This window comes from Azospirillum agricola (assembly GCF_020005195.1).
Taxonomy (GTDB): domain Bacteria; phylum Pseudomonadota; class Alphaproteobacteria; order Azospirillales; family Azospirillaceae; genus Azospirillum; species Azospirillum agricola.
Genome location: NZ_JAIFZR010000005.1, coordinates 2,362,514 through 2,378,069, shown reverse-complemented (window position 1 = coordinate 2,378,069; position 15,556 = coordinate 2,362,514). Strand labels below are relative to the sequence as shown.

Below are 15,556 nucleotides of genomic sequence, written 5' to 3'. Positions count from 1 at the left end.
CCGGACAGAATGCGCCGCCCCCAGCCGGCGGGCCGAAGCCATGCGGGATGCCGGACAGGGATCAGCGGCCGGCCGGGCCGAGCCAGTCGATGCCGCCCGGCTTCGCGGGGGACGGGCCGCCGCTCCGCGTCGCCGCCGCGCGGGACGGGGGAGGCGTTGGGGACGGCCGGGCGGTGAGCCAGGAGGCCGACGGCGCGCCGGGACCGGAACCCGCGGAACCCGTGGCAGCCGGGGCGGCGGGGACCGGAGGAACGGCGTCGGGGACGTGGGGCGGCGGGACCGGGAAAGGCGACGCCGCCCGCGCGGCCGGCGCGGCCACCTCCGGCGGGAGCGGTTGGGCGGGTGGCGCCGGCGCGCAAGGCGGGGCGGCGGCGGCCGGGCGGACGGGCGGGGCGTCGGCGGCGGCCAGCCAGGAGGACCGGTCGTCGTCGGGCAGCGGGCCGGTCCGCGTGTTCAGCCGCCGCGTCTGCTCGCGGATGTCCAACAGGGTGGTGACGGCGACCTGGAGCAGCGGCGCCATCGCCGCCGCGTCGGTCAGCTGTTCGGCGCTGAGCGCGGCGAAGCGGTCGCGGATGTCCTCGACCGCCTCCTCGACGCGGTCGCGCAGCGTGGCGGCCTCGTGCGCCAGACGCTCCACATCCTCCCGCAGGGTCGAGATCTCGCACGCCTGCCGCAATTCGTGGAAGCCGATTCCCGAAGCGGAAGCCGATCCGGAACGACGGTCGCGCGACCCGAAAGACCCGAAGTCGTGAGGCATCCTGACCAGACCCTGGAGATTCGATCCTGTTCGATCCTGAAACCGCGTCAACACCGGAAACCGTCGCGCGGCACGCCGCAAGCTGCTTGTTTAACGCCGTTAAGAGCGCTTGGAAACCGTTTGCGCGCTGTGGCCGCTTGTACTATTTTTTGCCCGCCGGGGGAACGGATTCCTTGCGGCTTCTCGTTCCCGCGGCATCCAATCCAACGCCCAATTCTTTCCGGAATCCCCGACGGTGTCGATCGATCGCACGGAACTTGAACGGCTCCTTGCCGATCGCCCCACCGGCAACCGCAGCGCCATGCAGGCCGTGCGCGAAAGCTATGCCGACATCGGGCTGATGCGCGAACGCGGCCTGTCCTGGGCCGAAATCTCCGAACTGCTGGCCAGGCTGGGCGTGACCGCCCGCGACAACCAGCCGATCTCGGCGGTGACGCTGCGCTCCGCCTTCTTCCTGGTCGGCAACGAGGGGCGCGGCGCCGAATCGGCGGAGGATGCCTCCGCGACCCCGCCGGAAACGCTGGCCGCCGTGCATCGGGCGGCGCTGGAGGCCCGGCGCCCGCCGGCCGCCGATGACGGCGCCGCCGAACCTTCCACGCCTCGGGATATTCCGCCACGACGCGACGAGACGGTCGGCGATCGGGTCGGCGATCGGGAAGCGGGCGAGGAAACGGCGTTGACCGACTCGGCGGACGGCGCACCTCCGAACGACGAAAACCTGGCTGACGGGAGTCCGGACGGCGAAATCCCGGACAGCGAGGCGGCGGCCCCGGAAACGGGGACCACCGCCGCAGTGCCCCTGCCGGGGGAGGACCCCGCCGCGACGCCTCCGGAACCGGAGGCCGAACCCGCAGAGCCGTCCCCTGCGGAGTCCCAGGTCCCGGCGGCCCTGGACGATGCACCACCCCTCGACGCACCGAACCCCGGACCGGACCATCCCGAACCGGCGCATTGGGACACGGGCCTGCCGGAAACGGCGGCCGTGCCCCCCCTGCCCGCGGCTCCGCCGCCCACGGCATCGCACATCACCCGCTCAACCCTCTCTCACGACGAAACAACGAACGTTTTTTGGAAAGGCGATCGCATGCTGGGCACGATCTTCGTCCTCAATGACCGCGGCGGCGTCGGCAAGACGCTGCTGTCCCATCACCTGATGGCGACCGCCATGCTGGAAGGCCTGCAACTGAAGGTCGTCGAGTACGAGGTGAACGAGCGTCTCGCCCGCCTGTTCGGTCCGGAGGTGGTCGAACACCGCCGCATCACCCAGGACTTCATGAACATGATGGGCTCGGGCGACGGCTTCTACGAGTTCTGGGATCTGATCGGGCCGGAGTTGCAGCGCGGCGGCCGCCTGTACGACTTCGGCGGCAACATCTCGCAGTGGTTCTTCAACTGGGCCGAGGTGTCGGGCTTCGACTATTACGTCGGCGACGGCGAACGGCTGACCTTCATGGTGCCGGTCACGGTCGATCTCGCCTCGCTGTCCACCGGCATGGCGACGCTGGAGCGGGTGGCGGCCATCGCGCCGAAGGCCAAGCGCGTGCTGGTCGAGAACGGCTCCTCCGGCCCCTTCAGCCAGCTGGAGGACAGCCAGTACGCCCGCCGCAAGGCCGAGATGGTCGAGCGCGAGGGCGTCCACGTCATCGCGATGCCCCCCTGCACCGCCCCGGCCTGGGCGCGGCTGACCGGCCACCGGCTGGATCAGGTCGCCACCATGACCCGCGAGGATCTGGTGAAGCTGGGCATGACGCCGCCGGTCGCCTCGCGCTCGCTGATCGTCATCCACGAGTGGCTGCGCAACATGCGTCTGGCGCTGTCGCCCTACCTGCACGACGCCTTCCGCCAGACCGGCAACGCCCCGGCCAAGGCCGGCGCCCGCTGAGCCCCTTCCCTTCCCCGGCCACGCCCGGCCGGGGAAGGGCCTTGCGGGACGGAGCGCGAAAGCGCGGAGCGGGACCTAGGCCGCGCCGCGCGCCGCGCCCGCCGAATACAGGTCGCCCTTCACGGGCGCCACCGCCTTCACCTGATAGCCCGGCCGGGCGCTGAAGCGGCGGTTGGCGCGTTCGGCGGCCTCGCGCTCCGAGTCCGCCCACACCAGATACTCGCGCCCGCGCGCCCAATCGAGCGCCAGCGGGTGCGCGGCGTCGATCTCGCCGATCTGCTGGTTCACCACCGTGACCAGCCATTCCTTGTCGTTGGGGTTGCGACGGTCGGTCAGGATCAGGATCTGCGGGCGCCGCCTGGCCTGGGCTTCCGACAGGCGGCGCTGGACCTCCGACTGCTCCTTGCGCAGACCGACCACGTCGCGCATCAGCTCATCCATCTCGGCGTGCAGCTTCTCCTCCTCGCGGTGGAGGCGCCGGATGTTGCCTTCGAGCGCGTCGAGCTTGCTCCGCGCGCCCCGCACCCGGTTGCGGGTCTGCGACACCCGCGCCTCCACCGTCAGCAGCACGTTGCCGAGCCACGCCCCGATGGCGACGATGGCGAGGACGATGATGAAGTTGAGCATCATCAGACGGCATCCACCTTCGGCGGCAGCGCCGGCTTCTTCGGCGCGCCCTTGCCGGCGCGCTGGAAGGACGTCTCGAAGCCCATCTTGAAGGGAAAGGCCACGTCCACCATCTGCCGCGCCTCCTCCTGGCTGGCCGCCCAGATCTCGGCGACGTTGGCGCAGCGCCAGATCGGGTTGACCTGCGCCCGGTCCCCGTTGAGCCGGGCGGCGGCCGACGCCTTCTCCTGGCTGACGCTGGCGACGAACTTGGTCAGGCCGGCCTGCGGATCGCCGACCTCGTGGACGAACAGCGGCGGCTGCTCGGCCAGCTCCCGGATCTGCTTCTCCGCCTTGCGGATGTCGGCCTCCAGCCGGTGCTTGTCGGACGCCTGCCCGTTGCGGCGCTGGACCAGCCCGTTCACCCGGTCCTGGAGGTCGTGCGACTCGGCATGGAGGACGTAGATGCGGTTCTCCAGCTGGTCGAGGCCGGAGCTTTTCTCCAGGATGCCCGGCAGGAAATCCTTCAGCATCATGGCCACGGGGATCGCGGCCAGCATGATGACGACGATGGCGATCAGGAACAGCGTCGTGTTCGACATCCGTCCGCCAGCACTCCCAAACCCGCGCGCTCGCGCCCTGGAGCCGGGCCAGCGCCACCCGACGGGGCGCGACCGGAACCGCATGAAAAGCAGAATCCCCGAACAATCCGGTTTCGTCAACGAAACGTGACGGAATTCGACGATCCGAATCGCAACCGCCACGGGATCGTCACGCCAGCGCCACATCGACCATGCGGCGGACCGCATCGCGCACCGGGCCGGGCCGGCGTTCGTCGGCCAGGGTGGTGAACCAGTGCGGCGGCGGGTTGCGGCCGGCGGCGCGCGTCCAGGTCAGGGCGCGCAGAACCGCCTCGGCCTCCGGGGTCGGGTCCGTGACCGGGTCGATGCCGTTCAGAACCGCCCAGATCCCGGCCCAGCAGCGCCCGACCGACCATGGGTTGTAGCCGCCGCCGCCGACCACGAGAATCCTGGGCGCCAGCGGCAGCAGCGCCGCCACCGAGTCCCACAGCGCGCGGTTGGACAGCTCCAGCCGGCTCAGCGGATCCTCGGCCAGCGCGTCGGCGCCGGTCTGGATGACGAGGACCTCCGGCCGGAAGGCGCGGCCCAGCGGCAGGATGGCCTTCTCCATCAGGTACGCCATCTCGCTGTCGTTGAAGCCGGGCGGCACCGGCAGGTTGCGGGCCTGGACGGCGTGGCGGTCTTCCGCCTTTCCCGTGCGGGGCCAGCGGCCCTCCTCGTGGACCGAGACGGTCAGCACCCGCCCATCCTCCGCGAACGCCTCCTCGACCCCGTCGCCGTGGTGGGCGTCGAGATCGACGTACAGCACCCGCTGCACCCCCTGGTCGAGCAGTTCCAGGATGCCCAGCACCGGCGCGTTGAAGTAGCAGAAGCCGCTGGCCCGTCCGGCCCGCGCGTGGTGGGTGCCGCTGGCCGGGGCGTAGACGATGCCGGACGGACGCTCCAGCAGCAGCCGCGCCGCCTGGATCGCCGAACCGGCGCTGGTCGCCGGACGCCGGTACATCTCGGGGAAGACCGGATTCTCCAGCTTGCCGAGGTTGTGGCGGGCGCCGGTCTCCGCATCGACCCGCTGCTCCGCCTCGGCGCGGCGCAGGGCGGCGATGTAGTCGGGTGTATGGAACCGGGCAAGCTCGCGCTCCGTCGCGACATGGGTGTCGAGATACCGTGTCTCGGGAAGCCAGCCCATGGCGCGGCTGAGGTCGATCACGGTCGAGACGCGCGGAATCGCCAGCGGGTGCTTCGGCCCGTAGGTCGAGCCGCGGTAAATCTCGCCGCCGATGAACAGGGGGCCGATGAACAGGGGAACGGGCAAGGGATGATCCGGTCTGGCCGCAGCGCGAGCGGAACGCCGCCGTCGATGACGTGGCGCGGCCGGAACCTCCGGTCAAGGGCCGGCGCCATACGCGTTTCCGCAAGGCGGGATGGCGCCACCGCCCCCTTGCGGCGCCCGCCGCCGCCCGCCTATAGTCGGCGCCTTCACTGGGGGGAGCCGATGGTCGGCTGAGAGGTCCCAAGGCGTGGGACGACCCCTGGAACCTGATCCGGTTCACACCGGCGTAGGGATCAGTGAGTCATGACCGATGTCCTTCTCCGTTCCGGCGCCCGGCCGGTCCCTCCCCACGTCGCGGCCCTGCCCGTCGCGGTGTCCTCGGCGCGGCTGACCTACGGCGGGACGGTGCTATTCTCCGACCTGACCCTGACGCTGGAGGCCGGGCGGACGACCTGCCTGCTGGGGCCGAGCGGCGTCGGCAAGACCACGCTGCTGCGCGTGCTGGCCGGGCTGGCCGAACCCGAGCCGCCGACCCGCGTGGAAGCCGGCGACGGCCGGCCGCTTGCCGGGCGCATCGCCTACATGGCCCAGCAGGATCTGCTGCTGCCCTGGCTGTCCGTGCTCGACAACGCGCTGCTCGGCGACCGGCTGCGGCGGCGGAAACCGGACGCGGACCGGGTGGAGCGCGCCGTCGCCCTGCTCGCCCGCGTCGGGCTGGCCGGGCGCGAGCGCGACCGCCCGGCGTCGCTGTCCGGCGGGCAGCGGCAGCGGGTGGCGCTGGCCCGCACGCTGATGGAGGACAAGCCGCTGGTCCTGATGGACGAGCCCTTCTCGGCGCTCGACGCGCTGACCCGGCTGCGGCTCCAGGAGACGGCGGCGGAGACGCTGGCCGGGCGCACCGTGCTGATGGTGACGCACGACCCGCTGGAGGCGCTGCGCATCGGCGACCGGCTGCATGTGATGACCGGCCGCCCGGCGACCGTCGGTCCGGCGCTGGAGCCGCCGGGCACCGCCCCGCGCCGGGTCGACGATCCGGCCCTGCTGGCGCTCCAGGCCGAGCTGCTGCGCAGGCTGGCGGCATGAGGGGGCCGGCATGAGGGGGCTGGCGCGCGGCGCCGTCACCCTGGCGGTGCTGCTGGGCGCGTGGCAGGGGCTGGTGTGGCTGACCGGCCTGCCCCGCTACCTGCTGCCGGGTCCGCTGGCCGTCGCCGAGGCGATGCAGCGGCAGGCGCCGCTGCTGATGCAGCACGGGCTGACGACTCTGACCGAGATTCTGCTGGGGCTGGTCGGCGGCGTCGTGCTGGGCGGAGTCAGCGCCCTGACGCTCGCCCGCTTCCGCGCGGCGCAGCGCTGGCTGATGCCGCTGCTGGTGGTCAGCCAGGCCATTCCGGTCTTCGCGCTGGCGCCGCTGCTGGTGCTGTGGCTCGGCTACGGCATGGCCTCGAAGATCGCCATGGCGGTGCTGATCATCTATTTCCCGGTGACGACCGCCCTGTTCGACGGGCTGCGCCGCACCGATCCCGGCTGGCTCGACCTCGCCCGCACCATGGGGGCCACGCCGGCCGCGACGCTGTGGTCGATCCGCCTGCCGGCGGCCCTGCCCGCCTTCTGGTCGGGGGTGCGGGTCGCCGCCGCCGTGGCGCCCATCGGGGCGGTGATCGGCGAGTGGGTCGGCTCCTCCTCCGGCCTCGGCTACCTGATGCTGCACGCCAACGCGCGCATGCAGATCGACCTGCTGTTCGCCGCCGTGCTGGTGCTCGGCCTGTTCGCGGTGGCGCTCTACGCCGCCGTGAACGCGCTGGCCCGGCGCGCGCTGCCCTGGCAATCCGACACGCAACCGGCGGGCGGCCTCAACGGATAAAGCGCCTGCTCCATGGACAAGAGGAAATCGGGATGAAGCGCATGTTCGCCGTGGCGGCCGTCGCCGCCGGCTTGATGACGGCCCTGCCGGCCGTGGCCCAGGAAAAGGCGGCCGACAAGCTGTCGGTCATGCTGGACTGGTTCGTCAACCCGGACCACGCCCCGCTGGTGGTGGCGCAGGAGAAGGGCTTCTTCAAGGAGGCCGGGCTCGACGTGACGCTGACCGCGCCCGCCGATCCCAACGACCCGCCCAAGCTGGTGGCCGCCGGCGGCACCGACCTCGCCATCTCCTACCAGCCGCAGCTCATCCTCCACGTCGCCGAGGGGTTGCCGCTGGTCCGCGTCGGCACGCTGGTGTCGACGCCGCTGAACTCGGTCGTCGTGCTGCGCGACGGGCCGGTGAAGACGATTCCGGACCTGAAGGGGCGCAAGATCGGCTTTTCCATCGCCGGCTTCGAGGACGCGCTGCTCGGCGCCATGCTGGAGAAGCACGGGCTGGGCCTGAAGGATGTCACGCTGGTGAACGTGAACTTCTCGCTGTCGCCGTCGCTTCTGTCGGGGCAGGTGGACGCCGTGGTCGGCGCCTTCCGGAACTTCGAGCTGAACCAGATGGAGATCGAGAAGCATCCCGGCCGCGCCTTCTTCCCCGAGGAGGAAGGGGTGCCGCCCTACGACGAGCTGATCGTCATCGCCCACAAGGACAAGACCGGCGACGCCCGCATCAAGCGCTTCCTGGACGCGGTCGAGCGCGCCACCCTCTACATCCTGAACCATCCGGAGGAGGCGCAGGCCGCCTTCGTCAAGGACCGCCCCGAGCTGAACGACGAGCTGAACCGCCGCGCCTGGGCCGACACGCTGCCGCGCTTCTCGCACAGCCCGGCGGCCCTGGACAGCCAGCGCTACGCCCGCTTCGCCGAATTCCTCAAGGCGCGCGGCCTGATCCAGAAGGTCGAGCCGGTCGAGCGCTACGCGGTGGTGGTCAAGTAACGTCTTTCCCGCGCGGGTCCTGTTGCCAGAACGGCGCGCGGAGCATTACCTAGAGGGTCAATGCTCCGCCGTCCCGTCCGGACGCAGAAGGGAGCCGATCAACAGCGAGGGAAGCGCATGCCGATCAAGACCATCCTCCTGCACATGGCGAACGACGACGCCCACGCCAGCCGGCTGGCGGTCGCCGCGGCGCTGGCGAGGCGCTTCTCCGCCCATGTCGAGGCTCTCTACATCGCCACCCCGGTGTCGATGCCGGCGGGAGCGACCGGCCGCGCCGCCTCCTACGGCTACATCGCCGAGGCGACCGCCATCGCCCACGAGAACGCCGAGCGCATCGAGGCCGAGGTCTCCGTCGCCCTCGACGGCGTTTCCCACCGGTGGAGCGTCGACGAGGGCGACCATGTCGAGCTGCTGGCGGAGCGCGCGACCTACGCCGACCTCGCCATCGTCGCCCAGTCCGCCGCCGAGCGGTCGGGGGAGCGGGTGCCGCTGCATGTGCCGGACCGGCTGCCGCTGGCGACCGCCTGCCCCACCCTGGTGCTGCCGCCCGACCAGCCGGCGACGGCGCCCATCGGGCGCAACGTGCTGATCGCCTGGAAGAACGGCCGCGAGGCGACCCACGCGGTGCGCAACGCCATGCCCTTCCTGGAGACGGCGGAATCGGTGACGGTCCTGACGGTCACGCCGCCGGGCCGGCGCGACGGGGACGGGCCGGCGCTGGTCGACTGGCTGGGGCGGCACGGCATCGCCGCCGCCCAGCGGACCGAGACCGCCACCGGCGGCGGCGAGGTCGGCGACCGCATCCTGTCCACCGCCGCCGATCTCGGCGCCGACCTTCTGGTGATGGGCGCCTACGGCCATTCGCGCCTGCGCGAGCTGGTGCTGGGCGGCGCCACCCGCAGCGTGCTGGCCGGCATGCCGCTGCCGACGCTGATGTCGCACTGAAAACGCTTCGGGCGGCATGGAGTGATCCATGCCGCCCGAAGCGATCTCGCCAACGATCGGAAGACCGGCCGTCAGGCCATCGGTCAGGCCATCGCGCGCAGGTCGCGGAAGCCGATCATGCGGCGGCTGTCCTCGTCGAACAGGGCCAGGCGCACGGTCTTCAGGCTGTCCCAGACGCCGATGCGGGCGACCTTCTGGAACTCCTGGATCGCCAGATGGCAGTCGCGCAGACGGTAGTTCGGCACGCGCGAGGCCAGGTGATGGACGTGGTGATAGCCGATGTAGCCGGTCACCCAGTGCAGCCAGCGCGGCAGGTCGTAGAAGGAGCAGCCCTCGACCGCCGCCTCGTGGAAGTCCCATTCGTCCTGGCTGCGCCAGTAGACGTTCTCGAACTGGTGCTGCACGTAGAACAGCCAGATGCCGATGGTCGCCGCCAGGATCACCACCGGGGCCCACACCATCAGCACCGGCAGGGCGCCGAAGGCCAGCATGAAGGCGGCGAGGCCGCCGGCGATCATCGCGTTGGTCGACAGCACGCTGAGCCACGCCTTGACGTCGCGCGTCTGGTCGCCGAGCGGGAAGCGGAACTTCCACATGAACAGCACCGTCGGACCGATGCCGAACAGCACCACCGGATGGCGGTAGATGCGGTAGGCCAGACGCTTCCAACGGCTGAGCGCCAGATACTCGCGGACCGTCAGGGTGTCGATGTCGCCGGTACCGCGCTTGTCGAGGTTGCCGGAGGTCGCGTGGTGGATGGCGTGGTCGCGCCGCCAGACCTCGTAGGGGGTGACGGTGAAGACGCTGAGGCAGCGGCCGACCCAGTTGTTGGCCCAGTCGGCCTTGAAGAAGGAACCGTGGCCGCAATCATGCTGGAGCACGAACAGCCGGGTCAGGAACAGCGCCGCCGGCACCGCCAGCAGCAGGGTCAGCCAATAGCCGACCTCCAGCGCGAAGCCCATCGCCGCGACCAGCGCCACCAGGGGCAGCAGGGTGGTGGCGAGCTGGCCCAGACTGCGGCTGGTCACCGGGCTCTTGTAATCGGCGAGCCGCTCCGCCCAGAAACGGGCCTGCGCCTTGCGGTGCGCGGCCTTGGCGGCCGGATCTTTCATGGAGGATGCGCAAGGCGGAACGGTGGTTTCGGCGGGCGAAACCGGGGCACCAAGCAGCGGTGCCGGAGCGGCAACGGTCATCGAGAAGGGGTTTCCGCGGTCAAAGTTGGCCAGGGGGTCGTCCGGACTGCAAAATAGCGTATGGCCGAAGGAAATACTGTCGCAAAGTTGGGGCGCGGCGATTTTTCCGCTTTCCGGAATGCTGCGGTGCACAGAATCCGTCAACCGTAACGTCTTTGTGCTTCCACGGTGAGACCCAGCCCGACCGACCCGAAGATGTTGCCCTCGACCACGCGGGCGCCCGGCGCCTCGGCCAGGATGGCGGCGCGGACCTGCGGCAGCAGGGTCGAGCCGCCGGTCAGGAACACCGCGTCGATTCGGTCGGGGGTGACGCCGGCCTCGGCGAGGCAGGAGCGGATGCGGTCGCCGATCCGCCCCGCCAGCGCCCCGGTGGCGCGGTTCAGCCCGGCGACGTCGACCGGCAGCGCCAGTTCGCCGTCGCCCCAGTCGATCGCCAGCCGCGTTTCGTCCGCGTCGGACAGGGCGATCTTGGCCCGCTCCACCGCCATCGCCAGCGCGTGGCCCTGGCGGTGCTCGACGATTCCGATCAGCCGCTCGATCTTGTCCGGCACGGCGGAATCGCGCCGGAAGCGCTCCAGCTCGGCCATCGCCTTGTTGGTGTAGAGGAAGTTGATCTTCGACCAGGTCGCCAGATCGAAATAGATGCTCCTGGGCGCCAGCAGCCCGGCCCGCTTCATGGCGCTGCCGTGGCCCAGCTCCGGCATGGCGGTGGCGAGGCTGAGGTCGCGGTCGAAGTCGGTGCCGCCGACGCGGATGCCGTCGTTGGCCAGGATGTCGCCCGAACGGTCGGGCCGGCCACGCCGCTCCGGCCCGATGCGGACGACGGAGAAGTCGGAGGTGCCGCCGCCGATGTCGGCGATCAGCGCCAGCTCCTCGCCGGACACCTGCTGCTCGTAATCGAGCGCGGCGGCGATCGGCTCGAACTGGAAGGAAACCTCGCGGAAGCCGGCGGCGCGCGCGATGGCGCCCAGCGTCTCCTCGGCCGCGGCGTCGCCGGCCGGGTCGCCGTCGACGAAATGCACCGGGCGGCCGACCACCACGTCGGTCAGGGGAGCGCCGTGGGCGGTTTCGGCCCGCGTCTTCACCGTGTCGAGGAAGGTGCCGATCACCGCCCGGAAGCTGATGCGGCCCTTGCGCAGCGCGGTGTCGGCGTCGATCAGGTCGGTGCCGAGCATCGACTTGATGGAGCGCATCAGCCGCCCCTCGACGCCCGAGACGTAGGAATCGACGGCGGCCTGGCCGATGGTCACGGCGTCGGCCTCGAAATCGAAGAAGACCGCCGTCGGCAGCGTCGTCCGCACGCCGTCCAGCGCCAGCAGGCGGAAGGCGTCGCCGTCCCGCACGCCCAGCGTCGTGTTGGACGTCCCGAAATCGAGTCCGCAAGCCGTCATCGCCCGTCCCCCTCCTGCCCTCCGGCCCCGGTCTGCGGGCCGCGGAAAAGGGGCGAGCGTATAACGGCTCCGGACGGCGGGATCAAGACGCGCGTGCGGACAGGCGCGCGGACGCGAGGCCCGACAGCGCCGGCCGGCTGGCCAGCAGGATGGGCAGCAGGAACAGCGTCAGGTTGGCCCAGGAGAAGCGGCGGTCGCCGCGCGGCGGCGGCGCCCATCCGCCGCTGGTGCCCTGATGCTCGGGCATGGCGGAGAGCACGCCGCCGGACGTCGCCCGCGCCGGCCGGTTGGCGAACATGTTGCGGTCGATGCCGTGCGCCATTGAGCGTTCGGCCAGCGCCGGCGCCACCGCGTTCGCCAGCGCGGCGAGCCGGCCCTCGGCGCCGACGAACAGCTCGCGCTGGGGGGAGTCCGCCAGGGCGACGATGGCGGCGGCGACCTCCTCCGGCTGGTGGATCGGCTCCATCGGCTTGACGGCGCGGCCGGTGTAGTTGGCGGCGTGCTGCCACAGCGGCGTGTCGACGGCGGCGGGCATCACGGTGCAGATGTGGATGTCCGGTTCGTCGACCAGTTCCTGGCGCAGCGATTCGGTGAAGCCGCGCACCGCGAACTTGCTGCCGACATAGGCGGTGGCGTAGCGCTGGCCGACGTTGGCGACCATCGAGGCGGTGTTGATGACGACGCCCCGCCCCTCGTCGAGAAAATGCGGCAGCACCGCGCGGCAGCCATGGACGACGCCGAAGAAGTTGGTCTGGACGACCCGCTCGAAGACGTCCTCCGGCGTTTCCTCGAAACTGCCCAGCGCCAGCACGCCGGCGTTGTTGACCCAGACGTCGATGCCGCCGAAGCCGGCCAGCGCCCGCTCGGCGAGGCGGCGCACGCCGTCCTGGTCGGTGACGTCGGTCGGCACCACCATGGCCCGCCCGCCGGCCTCGACGCAGGCCTCGGCCACCTCGTGCAGGGCGGCCAGCCGCCGCGCCGCCAGCACCACCGAGGCGCCCCGCCGCGCGAACTCCAGCGCCGCCGCGCGGCCGATGCCGCTGGAAGCCCCGGTGATGACCACCACCCTGTCGTCGAACCGTGTCGCCATCGCCCGTCCACTCCCGAATTCCGAACGCTCTGCCACCGACAACAGAAAGGCGTCCGGAATGTCGCGGCGGGGCGGGAGCCGCGCCATCCGGCTGGAGTAGGTCCGGCGAACCCGCTACAGTCATACGCCCGGTAAGGGTTTGGTTTTCCCGGAAACGGATAAGGAGCGGGCGCGGTGCCGGCGAGAGAGCTTGACGTGACGGGACTGCATTGCCCGCTGCCCATCCTGCGCACACGGGCGCTCCTGGACCGCATGGCGCCGGGGGAGGAGGTGATCGTCACCGCGACCGACCCGGCCTCGGTCATCGACTTCAAGCATTTCTGCAACACGACCGACAACCTGCTGGTCGCCCACGAGGTCCGGGCCGAGACACGTCCTGACGCCGCCCACGCCACCCTGTTCGTCTACCACATCCGGCGCGGCGGCTGAGCCCGTCCCGGTCGCGGAAGGATTCCCGATGCCGCCTTCCCTGTCTCCCGCCCTGCCCCCTGCCCTATCCCCCGCCCTGCCGCCGCCGCTGCGCCCCGGCGCCGTCATCCACGGCCCCGGCTCGGTCGGGGTCGACAGGCTGCTGGACGATTTCGCGGCGGAGCTGATCCGCCGGGGCTTCCGTGTCGGCGGGCTGGTCCAGCGCAACCATGGCGCCATCGACGACGCCTGCGCCGAGGTGATGGAGCTGGTGGACGTCGCCACCGGCCACGCCTTCGACATCACGCAGCGGCTGGGCCGGGAATCGCAATCCTGCCGGGTCGATCCCACCGGGGTCGCCGACGCCAGCCAGGCGGTGCGGCGCGCGCTGGCCGAGCGGGTCGACCTGCTGGTGATCAACAAGTTCGCCGGGCTGGAGGCGACCGGCGACGGGCTGATCGACGAGATGCTGGCCGGCATCGCCGACGGCATCCCGCTGCTGACCAGCGTCGGCAGCCGCTACCTCAACGAATGGCAGGCGGCGACCGGCGGCTTCAGCGACTGGCTGGCCCCGACCATGGAGGCGCTGTGGCGCTGGTGGGGGCCGCAGCGGCTCTACGAGGATCTGCTGCTCGGCGTCGCCGACGTCCCGGTCCGCCGCGTGGTGGTCGGCGCGCAATGGGCGCTGGTGGAGACGGACGAGGGAGCGGTCCAAAGCGGATTGGGCGTCGCCGCCCGCCAGACGCCCGGCGGCGGCCAGGAGCCGACGGAGCGCTGGGCCGGCAGAAGCCTGCGCGACCTGGCGGCGCTCGCCGCGCGCGGCTGGGACCCGCTGGACCTCGTGGTCGGGATGGCGGCGATCAACGCCCATTACAACCGCCCCGGCCTGACCGGCGCCGCCGGCAACGGGCTGGACCTGTTCGCCGGGGTCGAGGGGCGCGTCGTGGTGATCGGCGGCTTCCCGCAGATCGCCAGCCGCCTGCCGCGCGCCCAGGTGATCGACATGACGCCGCGCGACGGCGAGTATCCGGAGGCCGCCTGCGACTGGCTGCTGCCCGGCGCCGAGGCGGTGGCGATCACCGCCTCGACCTTCGCCAACCGCACCCTGCCCCGCCTGCTGCGCGTCGCCGCCGGCGCGCGGGTCGCCCTGATCGGCCCCGGCACGCCGCTGACCCCGCGCCTGTTCGCCTACGGCATCGAATCGCTGGCCGGCTTCGTCGCGGAGGACCGCGACGCGGTGGCCCGCACCATCGCGGCCGGCGGCGGGTCGCGCGATTTTCACCCGCATGGCCGGATGGTCACGCTGCACCGGCCGCCCATCTCATAAGAAGACCACCAGGAGAGAGACACACCATGGCCGATCTGGATCCCCAGACCCGAGTCGAGCTGGAAGCCGCCGCCTTCCGCGGTCTGGTCGAGCATCTGCGCAAGCGCACCGACGTGCAGAACATCGACCTGATGAATCTCGCCGGCTTCTGCCGCAACTGCCTGTCGAAATGGTACGCCGCCGCCGCGAAGGAACGCGGGGTCGCCCTGTCCGACGAGGACGCCCGCGTCGCCGTCTACGGCATGCCCTATTCCGAATGGAAGGCCAAGCACCAGAAGGAGGCCAGCCCCGAACAGCAGCAGCGCTTCGAGGACACCAAGCCCCTGCACGCCGAGATCAGCGGCCACAACGCCCGCTGACCCCGGCCCGCAAGCCCCCCCTCAGGCGCTGACCGAGAAGGGCTGCACGACGGCCTGGAACGGCTCCAGCGCCTCGCAGGCGGCGGCGTGGGCCGCCAGGGCGGGCCAGCGGCCGGCATCGAAGACGCCGGGATGCGCCTCGCCGACGAAGCGCAGGACGCAGCCGACCGCGATGTCGGCGTGCCCGATGGCGCCGCCGAACCACCAGGGACCGGGACGCCCGGCCCGGTCGGCCTCCAGCGCGTCGAGAACGCCGGCGATCTGCGACGCGCAGCGCTCGATCCAGACCGCCGACGTCTCCTGGTGGAGCACCCGCTCGTACACCAGGCTCACCGCCTTGTCGGCAAGGCCGGTCGCCAGGGCGCAAACCTTCAACGCCCGGCGCCGCTCCGGCCCGTGCCGCGCGATCAGGGCCCGATCCGGTCCGGCCAGCTCGTCGAGATGGTCGAGGATGGCGCCGCTTTCGATCAGCACCTCGCCGTCGTCGAGAACCAGGGTGGGAACGCGCTTCAGCGGGTTGAAACGGGCGATCGCCGCCGCGTCGCCGAAGACCGACCAGGGCCGGTGTTCATGGTCGAGCCCGTAGATCCGCAACGCGATGGCCACGCGCCGCACGAAAGGGGAATCATACTGACCAATCAGGATCACCGCAGCCTCCATCGACAGAACCGACACCTGGACGGCGACCCTAGCATGATCCCCGCCGGCAACCGACGGATTCCAGGAGACGTCCCGCCCGTCGTGTCGTTTCTGGAATGCGTCGCGCACGTTACAATTTCAACGAGAACCGTTTTTAAGTTAAAATCGCTCCTAACTTGAGTTAGGTAGAGAGCCGGCGGTCTCTTTGAAACCGCCGCGACTTGCCGCCGCCCCACCCGCCGCCCCACCCGCCGGAGACAT

16 protein-coding genes and 1 riboswitch are annotated in these 15,556 nt (G+C 71.2%); of the genes, 8 read left to right on the top strand and 8 right to left on the bottom strand.

Annotated elements, in window-relative coordinates; translation table 11 throughout:
• Positions 1–61 precede the first annotated feature (61 nt).
• The gene (locus tag JN22_RS26305) at positions 62–757 is read right to left on the bottom strand and encodes a hypothetical protein (protein WP_085556704.1); all 696 of its coding nucleotides are present in this window, start codon (positions 755–757) and stop codon (positions 62–64) included.
• A 235-nt stretch (positions 758–992) separates the two neighbouring features.
• Here JN22_RS26305 and JN22_RS26300 point away from each other — a divergent pair, with 235 nt between their 5' ends.
• On the top strand, positions 993–2,639 hold the full coding sequence (locus JN22_RS26300; protein ID WP_085556703.1) for a hypothetical protein: 1,647 nt from the start codon (positions 993–995) through the stop codon (positions 2,637–2,639).
• 75 nt (positions 2,640–2,714) lie between these two features.
• Here JN22_RS26300 and JN22_RS26295 read toward each other — a convergent pair whose 3' ends face one another.
• The 3 genes from JN22_RS26295 to JN22_RS26285 all read right to left on the bottom strand — a co-directional run bounded on the left by JN22_RS26295 (position 2,715) and on the right by JN22_RS26285 (position 5,138).
• Positions 2,715–3,269, bottom strand: a complete 555-nt coding sequence (locus JN22_RS26295; RefSeq protein WP_085556702.1) for a hypothetical protein — start codon at positions 3,267–3,269, stop codon at positions 2,715–2,717.
• Positions 3,269–3,847 carry a hypothetical protein gene (locus JN22_RS26290; protein ID WP_085556701.1) on the bottom strand — a complete coding sequence of 193 codons (579 nt, stop codon included), beginning with the start codon at positions 3,845–3,847 and terminating at the stop codon, positions 3,269–3,271. The genes JN22_RS26295 and JN22_RS26290 overlap by 1 nt, the downstream gene beginning before the upstream one ends.
• Before the next feature lie 169 nt (positions 3,848–4,016).
• Entirely contained in the window at positions 4,017–5,138 is a 1,122-nt protein-coding gene (locus tag JN22_RS26285; protein ID WP_223677891.1) for an acetoin utilization protein AcuC, read from the bottom strand.
• 160 nt (positions 5,139–5,298) lie between these two features.
• Positions 5,299–5,407, top strand: a riboswitch (TPP riboswitch).
• On the opposite strand from JN22_RS26285, the gene JN22_RS26280 reads away from it, so the two are divergent.
• The 4 genes from JN22_RS26280 to JN22_RS26265 all read left to right on the top strand — a co-directional run bounded on the left by JN22_RS26280 (position 5,400) and on the right by JN22_RS26265 (position 8,888).
• Positions 5,400–6,179, top strand: coding sequence for an ABC transporter ATP-binding protein (locus tag JN22_RS26280; protein WP_085556700.1), 780 nt, complete (start codon positions 5,400–5,402; stop codon positions 6,177–6,179). (Overlaps the previous riboswitch by 8 nt.)
• Before the next feature lie 10 nt (positions 6,180–6,189).
• Positions 6,190–6,957 (top strand): ABC transporter permease, encoded by a 768-nt coding sequence (locus tag JN22_RS26275; protein WP_085556699.1) that lies wholly within the window; start codon positions 6,190–6,192, stop codon positions 6,955–6,957.
• A 32-nt stretch (positions 6,958–6,989) separates the two neighbouring features.
• Entirely contained in the window at positions 6,990–7,943 is a 954-nt protein-coding gene (locus JN22_RS26270; RefSeq protein ID WP_085556698.1) for an ABC transporter substrate-binding protein, read from the top strand.
• A gap of 117 nt (positions 7,944–8,060) precedes the next feature.
• Entirely contained in the window at positions 8,061–8,888 is an 828-nt protein-coding gene (locus JN22_RS26265; protein WP_085556697.1) for a universal stress protein, read from the top strand.
• A gap of 83 nt (positions 8,889–8,971) precedes the next feature.
• Here JN22_RS26265 and JN22_RS26260 read toward each other — a convergent pair whose 3' ends face one another.
• The 3 genes from JN22_RS26260 to JN22_RS26250 form a co-directional block, all read right to left on the bottom strand.
• A complete protein-coding gene (locus tag JN22_RS26260; RefSeq protein WP_085556696.1) occupies positions 8,972–10,000 on the bottom strand; it encodes a fatty acid desaturase in 1,029 nt (342 codons plus the stop codon).
• 221 nt (positions 10,001–10,221) lie between these two features.
• Positions 10,222–11,472: an Hsp70 family protein gene (locus JN22_RS26255; RefSeq protein WP_085556695.1), complete on the bottom strand. Its 1,251-nt coding sequence runs from the start codon at positions 11,470–11,472 to the stop codon at positions 10,222–10,224.
• Positions 11,473–11,554: 82 nt separating this feature from the next.
• Positions 11,555–12,562: an SDR family oxidoreductase gene (locus JN22_RS26250; RefSeq protein ID WP_085556694.1), complete on the bottom strand. Its 1,008-nt coding sequence runs from the start codon at positions 12,560–12,562 to the stop codon at positions 11,555–11,557.
• Positions 12,563–12,757: 195 nt separating this feature from the next.
• On the opposite strand from JN22_RS26250, the gene JN22_RS26245 reads away from it, so the two are divergent.
• The 3 genes from JN22_RS26245 to JN22_RS26235 are packed head-to-tail and all read left to right on the top strand — an operon-like array spanning position 12,758 to position 14,656.
• Positions 12,758–12,991, top strand: coding sequence for a sulfurtransferase TusA family protein (locus JN22_RS26245; protein WP_247877521.1), 234 nt, complete (start codon positions 12,758–12,760; stop codon positions 12,989–12,991).
• Positions 12,992–13,019: 28 nt separating this feature from the next.
• Positions 13,020–14,297, top strand: coding sequence for a DUF2478 domain-containing protein (locus JN22_RS26240; protein WP_085556692.1), 1,278 nt, complete (start codon positions 13,020–13,022; stop codon positions 14,295–14,297).
• A 26-nt stretch (positions 14,298–14,323) separates the two neighbouring features.
• Complete coding sequence (locus tag JN22_RS26235; protein ID WP_085556691.1) at positions 14,324–14,656, top strand: DUF1244 domain-containing protein; 333 nt, start codon at positions 14,324–14,326, stop codon at positions 14,654–14,656.
• Between the two features lie 21 nt (positions 14,657–14,677).
• Here JN22_RS26235 and JN22_RS26230 read toward each other — a convergent pair whose 3' ends face one another.
• Positions 14,678–15,424 (bottom strand): glutathione S-transferase family protein, encoded by a 747-nt coding sequence (locus JN22_RS26230; protein WP_223677890.1) that lies wholly within the window; start codon positions 15,422–15,424, stop codon positions 14,678–14,680.
• Positions 15,425–15,556: the final 132 nt, after the last annotated feature.

Bases quoted from the DNA above. Each gene is read 5' to 3' on its own strand.
- JN22_RS26240 (WP_085556692.1), top strand. From the start codon at position 13,020: ATGCCGCCTTCCCTGTCTCCCGCCCTGCCCCCTGCCCTATCCCCCGCC.
- JN22_RS26295 (WP_085556702.1), bottom strand. From the start codon at position 3,269: ATGATGCTCAACTTCATCATCGTCCTCGCCATCGTCGCCATCGGGGCG.
- JN22_RS26260 (WP_085556696.1), bottom strand. From the start codon at position 10,000: ATGAAAGATCCGGCCGCCAAGGCCGCGCACCGCAAGGCGCAGGCCCGT.
- JN22_RS26280 (WP_085556700.1), top strand. From the start codon at position 5,400: ATGACCGATGTCCTTCTCCGTTCCGGCGCCCGGCCGGTCCCTCCCCAC.
- JN22_RS26255 (WP_085556695.1), bottom strand. From the start codon at position 11,472: ATGACGGCTTGCGGACTCGATTTCGGGACGTCCAACACGACGCTGGGC.
- JN22_RS26270 (WP_085556698.1), top strand. From the start codon at position 6,990: ATGAAGCGCATGTTCGCCGTGGCGGCCGTCGCCGCCGGCTTGATGACG.
- JN22_RS26250 (WP_085556694.1), bottom strand. From the start codon at position 12,562: ATGGCGACACGGTTCGACGACAGGGTGGTGGTCATCACCGGGGCTTCC.
- JN22_RS26290 (WP_085556701.1), bottom strand. From the start codon at position 3,847: ATGTCGAACACGACGCTGTTCCTGATCGCCATCGTCGTCATCATGCTG.
- JN22_RS26305 (WP_085556704.1), bottom strand. From the start codon at position 757: ATGCCTCACGACTTCGGGTCTTTCGGGTCGCGCGACCGTCGTTCCGGA.
- JN22_RS26235 (WP_085556691.1), top strand. From the start codon at position 14,324: ATGGCCGATCTGGATCCCCAGACCCGAGTCGAGCTGGAAGCCGCCGCC.
- JN22_RS26275 (WP_085556699.1), top strand. From the start codon at position 6,190: ATGAGGGGGCTGGCGCGCGGCGCCGTCACCCTGGCGGTGCTGCTGGGC.
- JN22_RS26265 (WP_085556697.1), top strand. From the start codon at position 8,061: ATGCCGATCAAGACCATCCTCCTGCACATGGCGAACGACGACGCCCAC.